The following is a 16,785-nucleotide window of genomic DNA, read 5'->3' on the forward strand; positions in this document are numbered from 1 at the left end:
TTGAGGTTGACTGATCAATCAGTCAGCTCCTACTATATCCGAACCGGGACGACCTTGCTGGCATGTGCTTCCAGCGGGTCTCGCGCTCTTCCATCCATCGATTAGGGAATTTCTCGTGAGTACTTTCGACGAATACGCAAACAAGTTCGAGACGATCCGCATGACGCGTCACAACGGCATCCTCGAGATGCACTTTCATACCAACGGCGAGCCGCTGGTATGGAACCTGACCGCGCACCGCGAGTTCGAACAGGCATTCCTCGACGTGGGGCGCGACCGCGAGAACGACGTGGTCATCATGACCGGCACCGGCGATGCGTTCAGCGGCCCCGCCATCGCGCCTGGCATGCACCAGAACCGTAACTCGATGACGCCGTCGATCTACGACCCGATCTACTGGGAAGCGAAGCATCTGCTGATCAACCTGCTGAACATCGAGGCGCCCGTCATCAGCATCATCAACGGGCCGGCCGTGCGCCATTGCGAGATTCCACTGCTCGGCGATATCGTGCTGGCGTCGGACACGGCGCTGCTGCAGGACACGGCGCACTTCCAGGGTGGCATGGTGCCCGGCGACGGCATGCACCTGATCATGCCCCTCCTGATGGGCCGTGCGCGTGGCCACTACTTCCTGTACACGGGCCAGTCGATCTCCGCCGGCGAGGCGAAGGAGATGGGGCTCGTCAATGAAGTCATGCCGGCCGCCGACCTGCTGCCGCGTGCCCGCGAACTTGCCGAGCAGATGCTGCGCCAGCCGCGTCTGGTGCGGCGCTACACGCGTACCTGCCTGAATCAGGAGCTCAAAGGCCGCCTGCACGACGTCCTTGGATACGGACTCGCCCTCGAAGGCGTCGCGCGCATGAAGGAGCCAGCTTGAAGCCGCTGGCCCGGCTATGCGTGCTGGCCCCGGTCGCGTGTCTCGTCATCGCGGGCACCGGGGCGGCGGCCGCCGACAATGACGCCGCCTTCCCCGCACGCGTGGTCAAGATCGTCGTGCCTTACACGGCGGGCGGCGCGACGGATGCCGTCGCGCGGAGCCTCGCCAATCGACTGGGCGCGGTATGGAAGCAGCCCGTCGTCGTGGAGAACCGCGGCGGCGCGTCCGGCATGATCGGTCTGGATTACGTGGCGAAGGCCGCTCCGGACGGCTACACGCTCGTGCTGAGCGATAGCGCGCCCTTCGTCATCCTGCCGGCGCTGTATCCGAAGATGTCGTATGCCCCCCAGCGCGACTTCGCGCCGATCACCGTCGTGGCGCGCCAGATCCCGATACTGGCCGTCTCCTCGGCGGTCCCCGCGAAGACCGTCGGCGAGTTCCTGGCCTATCTGAAGACGCATCCGGACACGGCCTACGCTTCGCTGGGGGCGGGTTCCTATCCGCACGTCGCGATGGAGCAGTTCCTGCAGCGCAGCGGCGCGCGGATGCTGCACGTCCCGTACAAGGGTACGTCGCAGGTGGTCACCGATATCATCGGCGGTCAGGTCAGTGCGTACATCGGCACGCTCGGCGCCTTCGAGACGTACGAGAAAGCGGGAAAGGTGCGCATTCTGGCCGTCGCGACGGAAAGGCGCGTGGCCTTCCGGCCTGACCTGCCGACCGTGGCCGAGTCCGGCGTGCCGGGCTTCGCGGTCAACACCTGGTTCGGACTGGCCGCGCCGAAAGGCACGCCGCAGCCCGTGCTGGACAAGATCCAGCGGGACGTCGGCGCGCTGCTGGCGGACAAGACCTTCGTCGACCAGGCCCTGACACCGCAAGCCTTGCTGCCCGGCGGGGACTCGCGCCGTGACTTCGGAGAGCTCGTCAAGACCGACACGGCGCGCTGGGCCGATGCCGTCAAACGCGCCGGCATCAAACTCTGACGTTGACGAAACGGCGACGTGCGCTATCCTTCCACCCCAGAACTGACTGATCAACCGACTAGCACCATCGGAACGACCATGAAAACCACCCGAGCACGCAAGCCCTCCGCCGCCGACGAAGCGCGTCAGGAAGACAGCCGGCCTCAGCCCGGGTCGCGCATCGCGGCCATTCTCAACGCCGCGGAGCGGGTCTTCGGCACGCATGGGTATGCGGGCGCCAGCATGCGTCAGATCGCGGAAGACGCGGGCGTCGCGCAGGCGCTGCTCCACTATCACTACGCATCGAAGGACAGGCTGTACGAAGCCGTCTTCGAGCGCCGCTCGGCGGCAATCAACCAGCATCGCGGGCAGTTGCTCGATGCGCTGTTCGCGGGCACGGAGCCGGCAACCGTCGAGGATGTACTCACGATCGCGTTCACGCCGCTGTCGGAGATGTTCCGGGGGGAGGATGCCGAGAACCTTGCGCTGTATGTGCAGATGGTCGCCGCCATCAGCCTCGGCAGCGACGAGCGCTCGCGCCGATTGCGCGAGCAATACTACGATCCCATTGCCGAGCGCTTTATCGACGCGATTCAGACCGTATTGCCCGCCATCTCGCGCGAGGATGCCGTCTGGGCCTACCTGTTCTCGGTGGGCGCAAGACAGCAGGCGCATGCACTGAATGGCCGCGCGGAGCGCCTGGGCGCTTCCGTGCGCACGCCGAAATCGACGTCCCACTACTCGGCACTCGTGCGGTTTGCAGCCGCCGGTATCCGCGAGATGATCGCGGACGACCACGAGAGTCGTTCGCAGCGGCCCCGCAAGCGCCGCGCCTGACGTCAAAATAGATTAGTATCGTCATGTAAAGTTATCCTTTTCCGATGTTGATCAGGAGGAAACCCGACATGTCGATACCTGAAGTAGTGCTCTGCCATCCGGTCCGAACGGCCATTGGTGCTTTCCACGGCGCACTGGCGACCGTCCCCGCGACCGACCTCGGCGCCGCCGTGATCGCCGAGGCCGTCCGTCGGTCGGGCCTGGACCCCGCGGCGTTCGGAAGCGTCACCATGGGCAACGTGGTGCAGGCGGGCAATCGAATGAATCCCGCGCGACAGGCCGCCATCCACGGCGGCATACCCGTCCAGGTTCCGGCGCTGACGGTCAATCGGGTCTGCGGGTCGGGCGCCCAGGCGATTGCGACGGCTGCCGACGAAATTCGTCTCGGCTATCTGCCCGTGGCGATCGCCGGCGGCATGGAGAACATGGACCGCGCCCCCTACCTCCTGCCCTCCGGACGCTGGGGTAGCCGCATGGGAGACGCCGTCATGCATGACAGCATGCTCCATGACGGCTTGAACGATGCCTTCTCCGGGCAGGCTTCCGGGTGGCACACCGAAGACCTGGCATCCCGCTACGAACTGACGCGCGAGAGCCAGGACGCATGGGCGCTTCGCTCCCAGCAGCGCTTTGCTTCGGCCAAGGCCGCGGGACGGTTCGCACGCCAGATCGTCGCCGTCCAGACGCGCGACAAGAAGCCCGTGTCGTTCCAGGAAGACGAAGCGAACCGCCCGGACACCACGCTGGACATCCTCGCGAAACTGCGGCCGGCGTTCCGCCCCGAAGGCACGATCACGGCCGGCAATGCGCCGGGCCTGAACAGCGGCGCGGCCGCGTTGATCGTGTCCGACAGGCAGTATGCCGAGACGCATGGACTGGCCCCGATGGCAAGGCTGGTGGCCTATGGCGTGGGCGCGGTGGAGCCCGGGCTGTTTGGACTGGGGCCTGTTCCCGCGGTCCGGCAAGCGCTTGCACGCGCAAACTGGTCGCTGTCCGACGTGGAACGTTTCGAGATCAACGAAGCCTTCGCCGCGGTGCCGCTGGCGGTGGCCGCGGAGCTCGGCATTCCGCACGACATCGTCAATGTCGACGGCGGCGCCATTGCGCATGGGCACCCGATTGGCGCGACGGGCGCGGTCCTGACCACTCGCCTTCTCCATTCGATGGCCGATGACGGCATCCGCCGCGGCATCGTCACGCTCTGCATCGGCGGTGGACAAGGCATTGCGCTGGCACTGGAGATGCTCTGAGGTCTCTGCGCTACCGGGGCGCCGGCTGGTCCAGCGCGGCGTCCCACATTCCCATCGCGTCGTTCACGGCCTTCTCGATGACGGCATAACGAACGCGATCGCGGGCGAGCACGGAGAGCCCCTGGAAAAAGCAGTCGAACGCCATCGACAGCGAAACCGGATCCGTGCTCTTGCGCAACTCCCCGCTCTTGATGCCGCGCTCCACGCAGGCACGAAAGCCGGCGCGCGTGCGGCTACGCACCTCGCGAAGCAACTGGGTGACACTTTCGCTGCCGGTGGAACTGGCCCCGACAACGCCCAGCGCGACCATACAGCCTTTCGGATGGCCACTCTCGGTCTGCATCTTCGCCGACCGGAGCAGGGCCAGGTACACGCCCTCCCGCGGCGCAAGCGACGTGTCATGGAGGCTGCGGGTCAGCTTGCCATGAATCTCCATGTATCGCTCCAGCGCCTCCTTGTACAGCGCCTCCTTGGACTCGAAGGCCGCATAGAAGCTGGTCGCGGAAATGCCTCCGCCGATCGCCGCCTTCAGTTGCGACAAGGACGTCGACTCATACCCATGCTCCCAGAACAGATGCATCGCCGAAACGATCGCCGCATCGCGGTCGAATTCGCGCGGCCGACCCCGCTGAACCATGAACATCTCCGTCAGTAAAAGAAATACAGACTAATCGATACACAATCTTAGAGCAAGTTGACAAGGCTCGCTTCGCCCCCTTATATTTGTACTACTCGGTACGGAATTACGGAGAAGCGCGGGGGCACCACACAATCCCTCGCAATTTTTTTCACTATTTGTGTACTACTTGGTACGGAAAACAGCCAATGTCCAAAGAACTCGAAGCACGTCTTGACGCCATCGAAAGCCGCTTCGCCATCGATGCGCTGATCGCCAACTACGCCGAGGCGTTCGACACCATGAACATGGAGCTGCTGGCGACGCTCTGGCATCCCGACTCGCGCCTGCTGCTGGGCGCGAACGGCAATTCCGAGGGCCTGGAAGCCATCCTCGCGCAAGCACGCGTGAACATGAAGCGCATGCCCCACATGCATCATTGGATGGCGAATGCGCTGATCACGGTGGACGGGGACAACGGCCACGGCCTCGTGGCGGCCGACTGTCTTTTCTACGACGTCGAGCAGGGTCCGCTACAGGTGAGCGGCCAGTACCGCGACGTCTATCAGCGACGTGAAGGCCGCTGGGCATTCGTGGAGCGCGTCTTCACAATGCACTACGCCACGCCGCTCCAGAACTGGCATCCCATCATGGGAACGGAACGCTTCGGCCGTCCGGCCTGACACTGCCCCCTAGCCGCCGAAACTTATGTCTACGACAGCCCTGACAACCTCTTCCACGCGTCGATGGTCGGCGTTCGCGGTATTGCTGGTGGGCGCATTTCTGCCTCCGCTGGACTTCTTCATCGTGAACGTTGCCCTGCCCTCCATCCAAAGCGACCTCCACACGAGCGCCGCAGAACTGCAACTCGTCATTTCCGGATACGCTGCGGCCTACGCGGTTTTCCTGATCACAGGAGGACGGCTGGGCGATCTCTTCGGACGTCGGAAGATCTTCCTGCTCGGCGTCGCGGGCTTCGGACTGACATCGGTGATCTGCGGCCTGGCAACGTCACCCCTCCTGCTGATCCTCGGGCGTGTGGTCCAGGGCTTGAGCGCCGCCGCCATGGCGCCGCAAGGACTGGCCTCCATCCACGCCCTGTTCCCCGAGAAAGAGCGCGCACGCGCGCTGGGCCTCTACGGCGCCGCCGTGGGATTGGCCGCCGTCGCCGCGCAGGCGCTCGGCGGCGCGTTGATCTCCGCGGATATCTTCCATCTGGAGTGGCGCATCATCTTTCTCATCAACTTGCCCGTGGTCGTCGGCGTCCTGATCTTCGGGCTGCCGTTGCTGCCCGACGTTCGCGGTGACAGCCCCGCACCGGTAGACCGCATCGGCGTGCTGCTCTGCGCGCTCGCGCTGGGCTTGCTCATCGTGCCCCTGATCGAAGGGCGGGAGCTGGGCTGGCCGTGGTGGGCCTGCGCAATGTTGGTCGCGTGCCCCGTCGCCGCGGTGGCCTTCTGCCGATACGAGGTAGCCTACGCCCGCCGAGGCGGCGTGCCCCTGATCAGCATGGACCTGATCCGCAGGCCGGGCCTGATGAGCGGGCTGACGGGCGTCCTCTTCTTCTACGTCGTCTCTGCATTCTTCCTCACGTTCTCCGTCTACCTTCAGGGGGCGCTTGGGATGAGCCCATTGGAGACCGGGCTGGTGTTCCTGCCGTTCGGGGTCGGCGCCTTTATCGGGCCGCTGACGACCCCACTGGCCATTCGCCTCTTCGGCGACCGCGTCCCCGCCATCGGCATGATGCTCGAGGTCGCCGGCTGCGCACTGCTCGCCGCCCTCGTGGCCGGCGCGCCCGGGCAGATGCCGGCTCATCTTCCGTTGATCGCGGCGGTGGGACTTCTGGGGTTCGGTCAGGGCTGGGCGTTGCCCACGCTGGTGCGCGCGATCATCAATCGCGCACCGGCGAGCGGCTCCGGGATGATCGCGGGCATTACGAACTCGGCGTTGCAGATCAGCGCGGCACTCGGTGTCGCGGTCATCGGCGGCATCTTCTTCAGTGTCGCGGGCACTACACCGAGTCCGGCGACCCTGGCCAGGGCGCTGGTCGTCGCCATGTCGTGCGTGGGCGGCAGTCTGATCGTTGCCGCCGTCCTGTCCATGGTCGCTTCGAGATCGAGCATCCATGCGGCCTCGAGACCGGCCTCGGTGGCGCAAGGTCCGCTCGAGGTCCGTTCAGGGTCCGACTAGCGTGTGAAACAAGACGGAAGGGCTCGATTCCCATCGGGCCATCTCCGCTGCCTGCATGATGGCCTGCAGGGCGAGTTCCATGTCCGCATCGGTAGATACCCAGGCAGGAACGCCCACGCGCATCGTCAACTGCCCTTTCCACACGATGCCATCGCACCAGCTGGCGAACTCGGTCTGAAGCGCGTCGATCACAGCGCGCGAGGTGTCGTCAGATCCGAAGGAGACGAGGACATACTCGAGCAGCACGTCGCTCTGTATCGTGTATCCGACGCGCGAGAGACGCTCCGCAAGCATGCGAGCAAAGCGCCTCGATCGTTCAATGCGCTTCACAATGCCGTCACGCCCCGCATTGAGCAGTGCAGCCGAGACCTCGACACCGCTCGCTCGCAGCGCATGACTCGCCGGGCTGGCGGCTTCGAGATCCGATGCGCTTCGGGTCAGAACGATTGCGCTGTCGTGAGGAACGCCGAGCCACCGGTTGGCGTCCGTGGTCCAGGAGTCTGCTTCGGCAAAGCCGTGGGTCAGCGTATCGAAACCGCGATGCGATAGCGCCAACAGACCGAGCGTTCCATCCACGTGCACCCATGCGCCTGCCATTCTTGCCAGACGGCAGATTTCGGCGGCGAAATCGAAGTCCCCGGTTTTCGGGGTGCCCGCATGCATACAAACGATCGTCAGATGATCGAGCTGGGGAAGACATTCCGTCTTCATCCGCCCGCGATGATCGGTTGGTACAAAGACGATGCGATGACGCCCCAGGCCCAGAAGTAACAGCGCGTCAACGATGCTGGCGCGGACGTCTTCGCTGACGACCACCGTCAGTTCGGGCGCGCCATACAGCCCACTGGCATTGACGTCCCACCCGGCCCGGCCAAGCAGGGCGTGCCTCGCCGAGGCCAGCGCGATGACGTCGGCCGCCGACACGCTGCCTGCCGAAACGCCAACGACGTCCGATGGCAGCCGCAGCAGGTTACATAGCCATCGCAACGCGACGGTGTCTTGCAATGGGAGGTCCGCGCGGAAATTTTCCAATGCCATTTCTGATTCCCTGGCGACGTGCCTCTATATTACCAACTCGAAAACAATAAAATCGTTCATAACGGCCAATACGATTATTCAGATACCATCGATCCATCGATGACGACTATCTTCTCGTCAGCTGGGCAAAGCATGTTTCATAAAAGAACGACGGCATAAGCATCGACCCCGCCGAACTTATCGGTCAATCAACCGATGGCGCTTCGCGAATCGATACCGATCGAGGCATCGCCGGCGCGCCTTCTGTGCCTTCTGCCCGGCGCCATGAATCGCCCGCAATGGCGCGCCAGCGCGCGGTTTTCGCATGTCTTCCCGCCGCCCTCGCATGCCCTGTCATGCCTGTTTTTTCCGGCCCCGCGATGCCGCGTCCCTTGCCTTGACGGCCCCGAGGCGGCGGGCATAGTCTCCGCGCTACCGGATTTCACCGATGTTTTCGCAACGATATTTCCGATTCAGTCCAGCAAGTCTTTATTCAGCAATGCCTGCGGAGCGCAAGCCATGGAAAATAGTGTTAAAGCGATATGGGAAGGTCGAATTTATTCGAATGGCTGGCGAGCCGGGACGGGATATGTCACCGATGTCGTCGAACCCGCGACAGGCGAGACGCTCGCCACGCTCGGGACGGGTTTCATCGAGGACATCGACCACGCGGCGGCATCGGCCGGCGCCGCGCAGCCGGCATGGGGCGCGACGAGCTTCGACCGCCGTGCCGAGATCATCCGCGAGGCGGCGCGGCTGTTGAAATCGCGGGCCGCCGACATCCATGCATGGAACATCCGGGAGTGTGGCTCGACGCCAGCAAAGGCGGAGTGGGAGCTTCACGCCGCGTATGAGCAGTTGCAGATGGCGGCGGCCATGCCGATGCAGCCGGAAGGCGCACTGTATGCGTCGTCGATACCTGGCCGCCTCAATCTGAGCCGACGCGTGCCGATCGGTGTCGTCGGCGTGATCGCGCCGTGGAATTTTCCGCTCCTCCTCGCCATTCGCTCGGTCGCGCCGGCGTTGGCGATGGGCAACACGGTCATCCTGAAGCCCGATCCGATGAGCGCCGTCACGGGCGGCCTGCTTCTGCCTGAGATTTTCGAGGAGGCCGGTCTCCCGGCAGGCGTGTTCCATGTGATTCCCGGTGGCCCAGCCGCGGGCGAGGCCATGGTTCGTCATCCTGGGATCGACATGATCTCCTTTACCGGATCGACGGCCGTGGGGCGCGCCATCGGCGAAGCGTGCGGACGAACGCTCAAGAAAGTCGCGCTGGAACTCGGCGGCAACAACGCGATGATCGTACTCGACGATGCCGACCTCGATGCCGCGGCGTCCAGTGGCGCATGGGGATCGTTCCTGCATCAGGGGCAGATCTGCATGCAGACCGGGCGTCATCTCGTGCATCGCTCGATCGCCAGCGCATATGCCGCCAAACTGGCCGAGCGCGCGCGCAACCTGAAGGTGGGCGATCCGCATCGGCAAGCGGTACATCTCGGGCCGCTGATCAGCGAACGGCAGCGCGACCGCGTCGATGACATCGTCAGACAAAGCCTCGCGTCCGGTGCCACGCTGCTGACCGGCGGCCGCTATGACCGCCTGTTCTACGAACCGACCGTACTGACCGGCGTGACATCGCATATGCCGGCGTTCACGCAAGAAGTCTTCGGACCCGTCGCCCCCATCACCGTGTTCGACGACGAAGATGAAGCCGTCGCGCTGGCGAACGCTTCCGACTACGGGCTGGCTGCCGCCATTCACACCGGGTCGCTGGGCCGGGGCCTTGCGCTCGCTTCGCGCATCCGGGCGGGGATGGTCCACATCAACGATCAGACCGTCAACAACGAATTCCATGTGCCATTCGGCGGCATGGGGGCATCGGGCAACAGCAGCAGGTTTGGCGGACCGGCCAACTTCGACGCATTCACGCAGACGCAGTGGGTCAGCGCCCGCGACGAGCCGATCCTCTATCCGTTCTGACGGCGCGACACAGGCGAGCGATCGTGCCGAACCCGCGCGGCGGGGACCCGGCAGTGCGCCCGTCTGTCAGCATTCGGTGCCCGCCATCTCCGCCGCAACGGCCATCACCTGAGCGCGAAGCCACGTGATGGCCGCATCGCCCGCGGCCCGTTTACTCCACACCATATCGATACTGAACCGGTCCGGCCCGAGCTCGGCGGGCAAAGGGTGCACGGTCAGGCCTTCGGTGACGGCCAGCCGAACCGCGGCGCGCCCTGCCAATGTGGCAATCAGATCCGTGCCGGCAAGGTCGGTCAGGTGCCGCTCGTCCCCTACCACCGGCCGGGGGATCCGGCCGTGGGCGAATGGGTCGCCCGGTGCATCGTCGCGCGGCGCAACGCTGGAAAGCCGATCCGAGCGGTCATGCTCGAACGGCTAGGCCCCAACGTCTGGCATGACTCGCCGGCGCAGGCCAGCGGCGTGCTCGAGGAGCTGGAGGAGACTGCACGCCTCTGGCTGATGACCCGACCCGCGCCGCTCGACGACGCCAGCCTCGAAGCACTCCGGACAACCTTCCGCGCGATCTGGTAGGTCGCGATCGGGCCCCACGGCTGTTCTGGCCGAACTTTAGCCCTACTGAAGTCGGGTTGAGGACGTCGCCGGCGCTGCCGTTCTGGTGGCGACAGTGCGCATCTTGCTCGTGAACCACGCGGCAGGGGCCGACAAATATCAAACGGGAAACGGGGGAGAAGGTATGGGGAAAGGTATCGGGTTCATCGGCAACATGAAGATTGGCAAGCGACTCGCGCTTGGCTTTTCATTGATTCTGGTATTTTCGATTGCGATTACCGCGATCGCCATCTGGCGACTCGAAAACGTTGCCACCGCGACGCGCGAGATGATGTCGGTGCCGCTCCTCAAGGAAAGGCTCATCGGCGACTGGTATGCGAACCTGGCATCGGGCATCCGGCGCACGAGCGCCATCGCAAAGAGCAGCGATCCCGCGTTGGGGCCCTATTTCGCCGAAGAGGCCGCGGCTTCGTCCAAGAGCTCGGGCGAACTGCAGAAGCGTGTAGAGGCCCTGCTCTCCACGGACGAAGAAAAGGCGCTATTCAGCAAGCTCGGCGAATCGCGGAAGGCTTACCTGAGCTCTCGCGACGACATCAACAAGGCCAAGGCGGCCGGTAATGTCGAGGAAGCCATGCGCCTTCTGGACAAGGTCTTCACGCCGGCGGCAAACGCCTATCAGGGCGCCATGCGCGAACTGGTCGAGATGCAGCGCCGGTCCATCGACGATACCGCCCGAAAGATCGATGGCGTTTCCGCCCAGAGCCGCACGCTGCTGCTCGTGCTCGAAGCCCTTGTGCTGGTCCTGGGCATCCTCTGCGCGTACTTCCTGACGCGCAGCATCAGCGGTCCGCTGGCGCTGGCTGTCGGCGTCTCGCGTCGCGTGGCCGACGGAGACTTGTCCAGCGAGATCGTCGTGACGTCCAGCGACGAGACCGGCGAGTTGCTGCAGGCGCTGAAGGACATGAACGACAAGCTCGGCGGCACGGTCGGCAATATCCGCGCCGCCAGCGTGGCGGTCGCCAGTGCGGCCGGTCAGATCGCCTCCGGCAATCTCGATCTGTCTTCCCGCACCGAGGAGCAGGCTGCCTCGATCGAGCAGACGGCGGCCAGCATGGTCCAGCTCACGGAAACGGTGAATCAGAATGCCGACCATGCGCGCCAGGCAACGTCCCTCGCGGGCAATGCCAGAGAGATGACGGAGTCCGGCCGCTCCGACGTGGCCGCGATGGTGCAGACCGTCAGCGAGGTGAGCGCCGGGTCGGCGAAGATTGCCGAGATCACCGGCATGATCGAAGGCATCGCATTCCAGACCAATATCCTCGCGCTCAATGCCGCGGTCGAAGCGGCACGTGCGGGGGAGCAAGGCCGAGGTTTCGCGGTCGTTGCCGGCGAGGTACGCTCGCTCGCGCAACGGGCATCGGGCGCGGCCAAGGAAATCAAGGAACTGATCGAGACCTCGACCGTCAAGGTGCAGGTGGGGGCTCAGCAGGCCCAGGGGGTCAGCGCCGCGATGGAGCGGATCAGCACGGCCATTGCGCACGTCTCGGATATCATCCGCGAGATTTCCGCGGCCTCCGACGAGCAAAGCAAGAATCTCGAGCAGGTGAGCCTTGCCATTGCCCAGATCGATCAGGTGACCCAGCAGAACGCGGCGCTGGTCGAGGAATCGTCCGCGGCCGCGCAGGCGCTGCGCGAGCAGGCAGTCGGCATGAAGGACGATGTCATGTACTTCAAGACCGCAGGCCAGTTCGCGCTAGCGCACATCGGCTGATCGTCCCGCCCACACCAGTGGCCGGCGATCCTTCCAGGGCCGGGCGCGTTCGAGTTGCCCGGCAAGGCTGAGCAACGTGTCCTCCCGCCCGAACCCCGCTGCGAACTGCATGCCGATCGGCAGCCCGGTTGCCGGATGCGTTTCGAGCGGAACGGACGCGGCCGGGACGCCGGCGACGTTGAACGGTGGCGTGAACGGCGAATGCCGGAACACCCGCTGCGTCCAGTCGAGGCCGCTCATCGATCCGGCCCCCTCTCCATAGGCGCCGATCGCGAGTGGCATCTGCGGCAATGTGGGGGTCAGCAACACGTCGACGTCCCCAAACCACGCACCGACCGATCGCGAGACCACGTTGCGCATCGCCAGCGCCGCGGCAAACTCCGACGCCTTCTCCTCCTTGCCATAGCGGAAACAGGCCAGCGTGGCGGGCTCGAGCATGGTGTCGTCGATCGGACGGCCGGTCGCGGACGCCAGGCCCTCGATCCGGCCGACGAGCGTGGCAGTCCATATCGTTGCATTCATCCGCACGAAGGCGTCCCAGGAGAGGCCGAGCGTCGGCTGGAGCTCGATGACCGTATGGCCAAGGTCTTCAAGAAGATGCACGGTCGATAGCGTCGCGGCCGAAATCACGGGATCGGTGCGCTCGCCGTTCCACGGGTCGAGCATCAGGCCGATGGTCAGCTTGCCGGGCTCACGGCTGACTTCGGACAGGAAGCTTCGTGCCGGCGCCGCGGTGACATAGGGATCGCCGATCGCGTGGCCATGGATGGCATCGAGTAGCGCGGCGCTGTCCCGCACGCTGCGGCTCACGCCCAGTTGCACACCGAACCCCGCGAAGACTTCATCAAGCGACGGTCCATTCGAGCTGCGGCCACGTGTCGGCTTGAGCCCGAACAGGCCGGTGGACGCGGCCGGCACGCGAATGGAACCCGCGGCATCCGTCGCATGGGCGAGCGGGACGACGCCCGCCGCGACGGCCGCGGCCGCCCCGCCGCTCGAGCCGCCAGCACTCAGCTCCGGCAGCCACGGGTTACGGGTCGCGCCTTGCAGCACGGATTCGGTAGTCGTGCTGAACGCCATCTCGGGCGTTGCCGTGCGTCCGACGGTGACGAGTCCCGCCGCGCGAAAGCGCGACATCAACCACGAATCCTCCGCGGCGACGACGCCTCTCGCCAGCCGGCTTCCCAGCTCCAGCTTCTTGCCTTGCATGCTGACCGCGAGATCCTTGATCAGGAACGGCACGCCGGCAAGCGGCCCGCCCCGCGGATTTGCGCTCCCGCTTTCGGCCGCGGGCCAGCATTCGATGACGGCGTTGAGCGCCGGGTTGACGGCCTCGTTGGCCTCGCGCGCGAGGTCGGCAAGTTCGACGGCCGTGACATCGCCGTTTGCGACCAACGCAGCCAGCCCCATCGCATCGTATGCCGTGTATTCGCTGAGCTTCATATTTCCTCCGTGTCATGTGAAGGAAACGATAGGGCAGATCGCTCGCGTCGATTAGTGGGCCTGCGTGGCAAGGATTGCGCCATTAATGAGACAATGCCGCGAAGCCTTGCATGCCGAATCATCCCAGCGAGTACCACGGTCCGATGATCAGAGATCTGAACGACACCCTCATCTTTGTCCGCGTCGTGCAGTCGGGTAGCTTCACCGCTGCCGCGAGCGCACTGCAGATTCCCAAGGCGACGGTAAGCAGGCGCGTGCGGGCACTCGAGACGCATCTCGGCGCATCGCTACTGCATCGGACGACGCGCAAGCTGCGCGTGACAGAGGCCGGCGCCGCGTATTTCGAGCGATGCAACGGCATCGCCCAACAACTTGCCGAGGCAGAGAACGCCGTCCAACGCATTCGCGGCGCGCCCGGTGGCTGGCTGCGCGTGACCCTTCCCTATTCGTTTGGCGCCACGTGGGTTGCGCCGTTGATCTCCGGCTTCTGCACGCGATACCCCGATGTACGCGTCGAGATTGTCGCGACGCATGTGCCGCTCGACTTGTTCGGCGAGAACGTGGATGTCGCGCTGCGTCTGGGTGCGCTGCCGGATTCGAGCCTGGTCGCGCAGCGACTCGGCAGTTTCCCGACGTCCCTTTACGCGAGCCCCGCATTCATCGAGGCGCATGGCGCGCTCGAGAGTCCGGACGATCTGCATCGGCTTCCCGCGCTCGCGCTGCATCAGGCGCGCACCGACAGCGGCTACGCATGGCCATTGCGCAAGGCGGGGCGCAAGCCAAAACACTTCATCGTGGATCCCGTGATCGTCGCAAGCGACCCGATACTGCTACTGGACGCCGCGCGCGCCGGTAACGGGGTGCTGCTCGCGATGGACGCCAGCATGGCGGAGGAAGTCGAAGCCGGGCGCCTGCGCAAAGTGCTGCCCGAATGGATCGGCCCCCAGCAAGATCTCAATGCGCTCTATCCACGCGAGCGCGTGTCATCGCCAAAGCTTCGCGCGTTCCTGAGCTACCTGAAGACGCAGCTGCGTTTTACGCGTACGGCGTAAGCGCTGGCTCGAGTTCATCGGCGCCGACGGATGCGTGGATCGCCCTCCACGCATCCCCTCTCAGTCCACCGATATCTGAAGCTTTTCCACGATCGGCTTGTTGCGCTTCAATTCCTCCTTGATGAAAGGAATGATCGCGGCCTGCTCCATCGCAAGAGGCTGCACGCCCTGGCGTCGCATCGTGGCGATCATTTCCGGCTGAGCCAGTGCCTGCAAGACTTCCTTGCGCCGTGCCGCAACGTCTTCAGGCTTCAGCCCGCCAGGCCCCATGATGGCGAGCCAGACATCCACGTTATAGCGCGGGAAGCCGCTTTCCCTGAGCGTGGGGACCTGTGGGGCCACGTCGCTGCGCACGGCGCCCGTCATCGCCAGGGCTTTCAGCTTGCCCGTCGCCACCAATGGCGCCACGGCCTGCGCCGCCACAAAGGCAATATCGATCGTGCCCCCCAGCAGGTCCGTGATGATCTGCGTCGAGCCCTTGTAAGGAATCGGACTCGTCGTGATCCCGGCTTGCTCCTTGAACACCTCGCTCGCCAGGTGATAACTGGTTCCCGCGACCACACCTTCCACGAGCGATTGCCTCGATGACCTGGCGAGCGCCACCAGTTCCGTTGCCGAGTTTGCCGTCACGCGGTTGTTGGCAACCAACATCGACGGCACCGTGCCGATCATGGCAATCGGCGTGAAGTCGGCAATCGGGTCATAGGGCAAATGCTTGTAGAGCCACGGATTGATCGTGTGGTTGGAGCTCATGACCCCGAGTGTCAATCCATCCTTTGCCGCGCGCGCGATCTGGCGCGTGCCGATCGTGGTCCCCGCGCCGGCATAGTTCTCCACCACGATCGGATGCCCGCTCGCGCTTCCCCACGGCGTCGCCAACGCACGCGCGAGCGCGTCGGACGCGGACCCGGGAGGCGTGGGAACGATCAGTCGAATCGGACGGCCATCCTCGGCCGCGTGCGCGCCCGCACAGGTCAACGCAAGCGCCAGCCCCGCAAGACAAGCCCGCAATGGAAGTGAAAAGATCATCATGCAACTCCTAGTGTTGTCACCCGCCGCGCGCTCCCCGGCGCACCACCATATTGCAGTGCGGCAGGGGCAGGAAACAACATCGCTGTAGTTGCAGGCACCGAAGTAAAACTTTATTCGCTCCCCTGCGGCCGGCAGCGCAGCCGACCGCTAGACCGTCTCCACATGCTCGCTGTCGAAGAGCGAGTCGCGCTGCGCGACAAACACATCCGCCTCGCCGCGCAGCCAGCTGCGAATCGTCGACGCCTCCGGATGCTGCGCATTGATAATCATCCGATAGCTGGCATCGAGCCGGACACGTTGCCGGAACGGCGTGACGAGCCTGCCTTGCAGGAGATATCTGAGGACCAGCGCGACCCTCCCCATGGCCACGCCCTGCCCTCCAAGTGCCGCCTGCATCGCGAGCAGCGAATGATTGAACTGGGTGCCGCGGCGCAAGTTGGCCGCCGGCATGTCGTGACCGATCGCGGATAGCCATGTCGCCCACTCCTGTGCGGGCTCGGTACCCTCCGAAGGATCCGCGGCGTGCAGCAGATGCTCGCCACGGAGATCGCCGACAGATTGCACCTCCGGATGCGCCTGCATGAACGCAGGCGTGGCCACGGGCACGAGCCATTCATCGAACAGAACGTCGTCGTCGGTTGCCTGGTTGCGGGGCAGCTCGAAGCGAATGGCGGCCGCAAGACTCTCCTGAGAGATTCGCACGCCTTCCGGGTGCTGTGAGTCTCCCACGACCCGAAGCGTCAGATGGGGATATGCCCGGTAGAAGTTGTCGAGCCGTAGCGTCAGCCAGAACATCGCGAACGACGGAGAGCAACTGACGTTGACCGGCTCCCCGATGCGGGCAACATGCAATCGATGGACTGCCGACTCCAGCCCCCGGAACGATTCGCGCGTCGCCGCGAACAGCTGCTCACCCTCCCGCGTCAGCCTGAGACCTGCCTGCGTACGCAAGACCAGTGGATGCCCCAGCCGCTCTTCGAGCTTCTTCACTTGCTGGCCTACGGCACTTTGCGAGATGTGAAGCTCGCTGGCTGCCTTGGTGAAACTCGCGCACCGGGCCGCGGCGTCGAAGCAGCGCAACCAGGCAAGTTCGGAGGCAGACAACGCGGGCGGATCACCGGGGGACAATAGTTTCATTACGGGCCACCGTACTAAGAAGCGATTGTGCATCAGTGTATTCACGACAAGAATCCTGTCAACGAAACCCTT

The 16,785-nt window shown here is 64.7% G+C and carries 15 protein-coding genes and 1 pseudogene; 10 read left to right on the forward strand and 6 right to left on the reverse strand.

Annotated elements, in window-relative coordinates; all coding sequences use genetic code 11:
• Positions 1 to 115 precede the first annotated feature (115 nt).
• The 4 genes from AAHB16_RS02620 (at position 116) to AAHB16_RS02635 (ending at position 3,926) form a co-directional block, all read left to right on the forward strand.
• The gene (locus tag AAHB16_RS02620) at positions 116 to 877 is read left to right on the forward strand and encodes an enoyl-CoA hydratase/isomerase family protein (RefSeq protein ID WP_150372178.1); all 762 of its coding nucleotides are present in this window, start codon (positions 116 to 118) and stop codon (positions 875 to 877) included.
• A complete protein-coding gene (locus AAHB16_RS02625) occupies positions 874 to 1,860 on the forward strand; it encodes a Bug family tripartite tricarboxylate transporter substrate binding protein (protein ID WP_342049988.1) in 987 nt (328 codons plus the stop codon). Before AAHB16_RS02620 ends, AAHB16_RS02625 begins: the two co-directional genes overlap by 4 nt.
• 78 nt (positions 1,861 to 1,938) lie before the next feature.
• Positions 1,939 to 2,676 (forward strand): TetR/AcrR family transcriptional regulator, encoded by a 738-nt coding sequence (locus AAHB16_RS02630; RefSeq protein WP_150372180.1) that lies wholly within the window; start codon positions 1,939 to 1,941, stop codon positions 2,674 to 2,676.
• A gap of 68 nt (positions 2,677 to 2,744) precedes the next feature.
• Positions 2,745 to 3,926 (forward strand): thiolase family protein, encoded by a 1,182-nt coding sequence (locus AAHB16_RS02635; protein ID WP_150372181.1) that lies wholly within the window; start codon positions 2,745 to 2,747, stop codon positions 3,924 to 3,926.
• A gap of 10 nt (positions 3,927 to 3,936) precedes the next feature.
• Here the strand turns inward: AAHB16_RS02635 and AAHB16_RS02640 are convergent, their stop codons facing one another.
• Positions 3,937 to 4,569: a TetR/AcrR family transcriptional regulator gene (locus AAHB16_RS02640; RefSeq protein WP_317889522.1), complete on the reverse strand. Its 633-nt coding sequence runs from the start codon at positions 4,567 to 4,569 to the stop codon at positions 3,937 to 3,939.
• A gap of 182 nt (positions 4,570 to 4,751) precedes the next feature.
• Here AAHB16_RS02640 and AAHB16_RS02645 point away from each other — a divergent pair, with 182 nt between their 5' ends.
• Both AAHB16_RS02645 and AAHB16_RS02650 read left to right on the forward strand, forming a co-directional pair.
• A complete protein-coding gene (locus tag AAHB16_RS02645) occupies positions 4,752 to 5,225 on the forward strand; it encodes a nuclear transport factor 2 family protein (protein ID WP_150372182.1) in 474 nt (157 codons plus the stop codon).
• A gap of 25 nt (positions 5,226 to 5,250) precedes the next feature.
• A complete protein-coding gene (locus tag AAHB16_RS02650; protein ID WP_150372183.1) occupies positions 5,251 to 6,732 on the forward strand; it encodes an MFS transporter in 1,482 nt (493 codons plus the stop codon).
• Here the strand turns inward: AAHB16_RS02650 and AAHB16_RS02655 are convergent.
• The gene (locus AAHB16_RS02655; protein ID WP_342049989.1) at positions 6,718 to 7,770 is read right to left on the reverse strand and encodes a pyridoxal-dependent decarboxylase; all 1,053 of its coding nucleotides are present in this window, start codon (positions 7,768 to 7,770) and stop codon (positions 6,718 to 6,720) included. The two genes, AAHB16_RS02650 and AAHB16_RS02655, sit on opposite strands and share 15 nt — an antisense overlap.
• Positions 7,771 to 8,268: 498 nt before the next feature.
• On the opposite strand from AAHB16_RS02655, the gene AAHB16_RS02660 reads away from it, so the two are divergent.
• A complete protein-coding gene (locus AAHB16_RS02660; RefSeq protein ID WP_342050021.1) occupies positions 8,269 to 9,729 on the forward strand; it encodes a benzaldehyde dehydrogenase in 1,461 nt (486 codons plus the stop codon).
• A 66-nt stretch (positions 9,730 to 9,795) separates the two neighbouring features.
• Here the strand turns inward: AAHB16_RS02660 and AAHB16_RS02665 are convergent, their stop codons facing one another.
• Entirely contained in the window at positions 9,796 to 10,047 is a 252-nt protein-coding gene (locus AAHB16_RS02665) for a hypothetical protein (protein WP_342050022.1), read from the reverse strand.
• Between AAHB16_RS02665 and AAHB16_RS02670 the strand changes: the two are divergent.
• Positions 10,015 to 10,299, forward strand: a pseudogene (locus AAHB16_RS02670) (class II aldolase/adducin family protein); the annotation flags it as partial. The gene AAHB16_RS02665 and the pseudogene AAHB16_RS02670 sit on opposite strands and share 33 nt — an antisense overlap.
• 163 nt (positions 10,300 to 10,462) lie before the next feature.
• Positions 10,463 to 12,049, forward strand: a complete 1,587-nt coding sequence (locus AAHB16_RS02675) for a methyl-accepting chemotaxis protein (protein ID WP_342049990.1) — start codon at positions 10,463 to 10,465, stop codon at positions 12,047 to 12,049.
• Here AAHB16_RS02675 and AAHB16_RS02680 read toward each other — a convergent pair.
• On the reverse strand, positions 12,032 to 13,492 hold the full coding sequence (locus AAHB16_RS02680) for an amidase (RefSeq protein ID WP_342049991.1): 1,461 nt from the start codon (positions 13,490 to 13,492) through the stop codon (positions 12,032 to 12,034). The two genes, AAHB16_RS02675 and AAHB16_RS02680, sit on opposite strands and share 18 nt — an antisense overlap.
• A gap of 110 nt (positions 13,493 to 13,602) precedes the next feature.
• Between AAHB16_RS02680 and AAHB16_RS02685 the strand changes: the two genes are divergently transcribed.
• Positions 13,603 to 14,544, forward strand: coding sequence for a LysR family transcriptional regulator (locus AAHB16_RS02685; protein ID WP_223851279.1), 942 nt, complete (start codon positions 13,603 to 13,605; stop codon positions 14,542 to 14,544).
• A gap of 60 nt (positions 14,545 to 14,604) precedes the next feature.
• Here AAHB16_RS02685 and AAHB16_RS02690 read toward each other — a convergent pair whose 3' ends face one another.
• Together AAHB16_RS02690 and AAHB16_RS02695 are read right to left on the reverse strand one after the other, a co-directional pair.
• Positions 14,605 to 15,576 (reverse strand): Bug family tripartite tricarboxylate transporter substrate binding protein, encoded by a 972-nt coding sequence (locus AAHB16_RS02690; RefSeq protein ID WP_342049992.1) that lies wholly within the window; start codon positions 15,574 to 15,576, stop codon positions 14,605 to 14,607.
• Positions 15,577 to 15,723: 147 nt separating this feature from the next.
• A complete protein-coding gene (locus tag AAHB16_RS02695) occupies positions 15,724 to 16,713 on the reverse strand; it encodes a LysR family transcriptional regulator (protein WP_191002117.1) in 990 nt (329 codons plus the stop codon).
• Between the last annotated feature and the right edge of the window lie 72 nt (positions 16,714 to 16,785).

Source organism: Cupriavidus sp. OTU4054, assembly GCF_038440175.1.
GTDB lineage: Bacteria > Pseudomonadota > Gammaproteobacteria > Burkholderiales > Burkholderiaceae > Cupriavidus > Cupriavidus pauculus_D.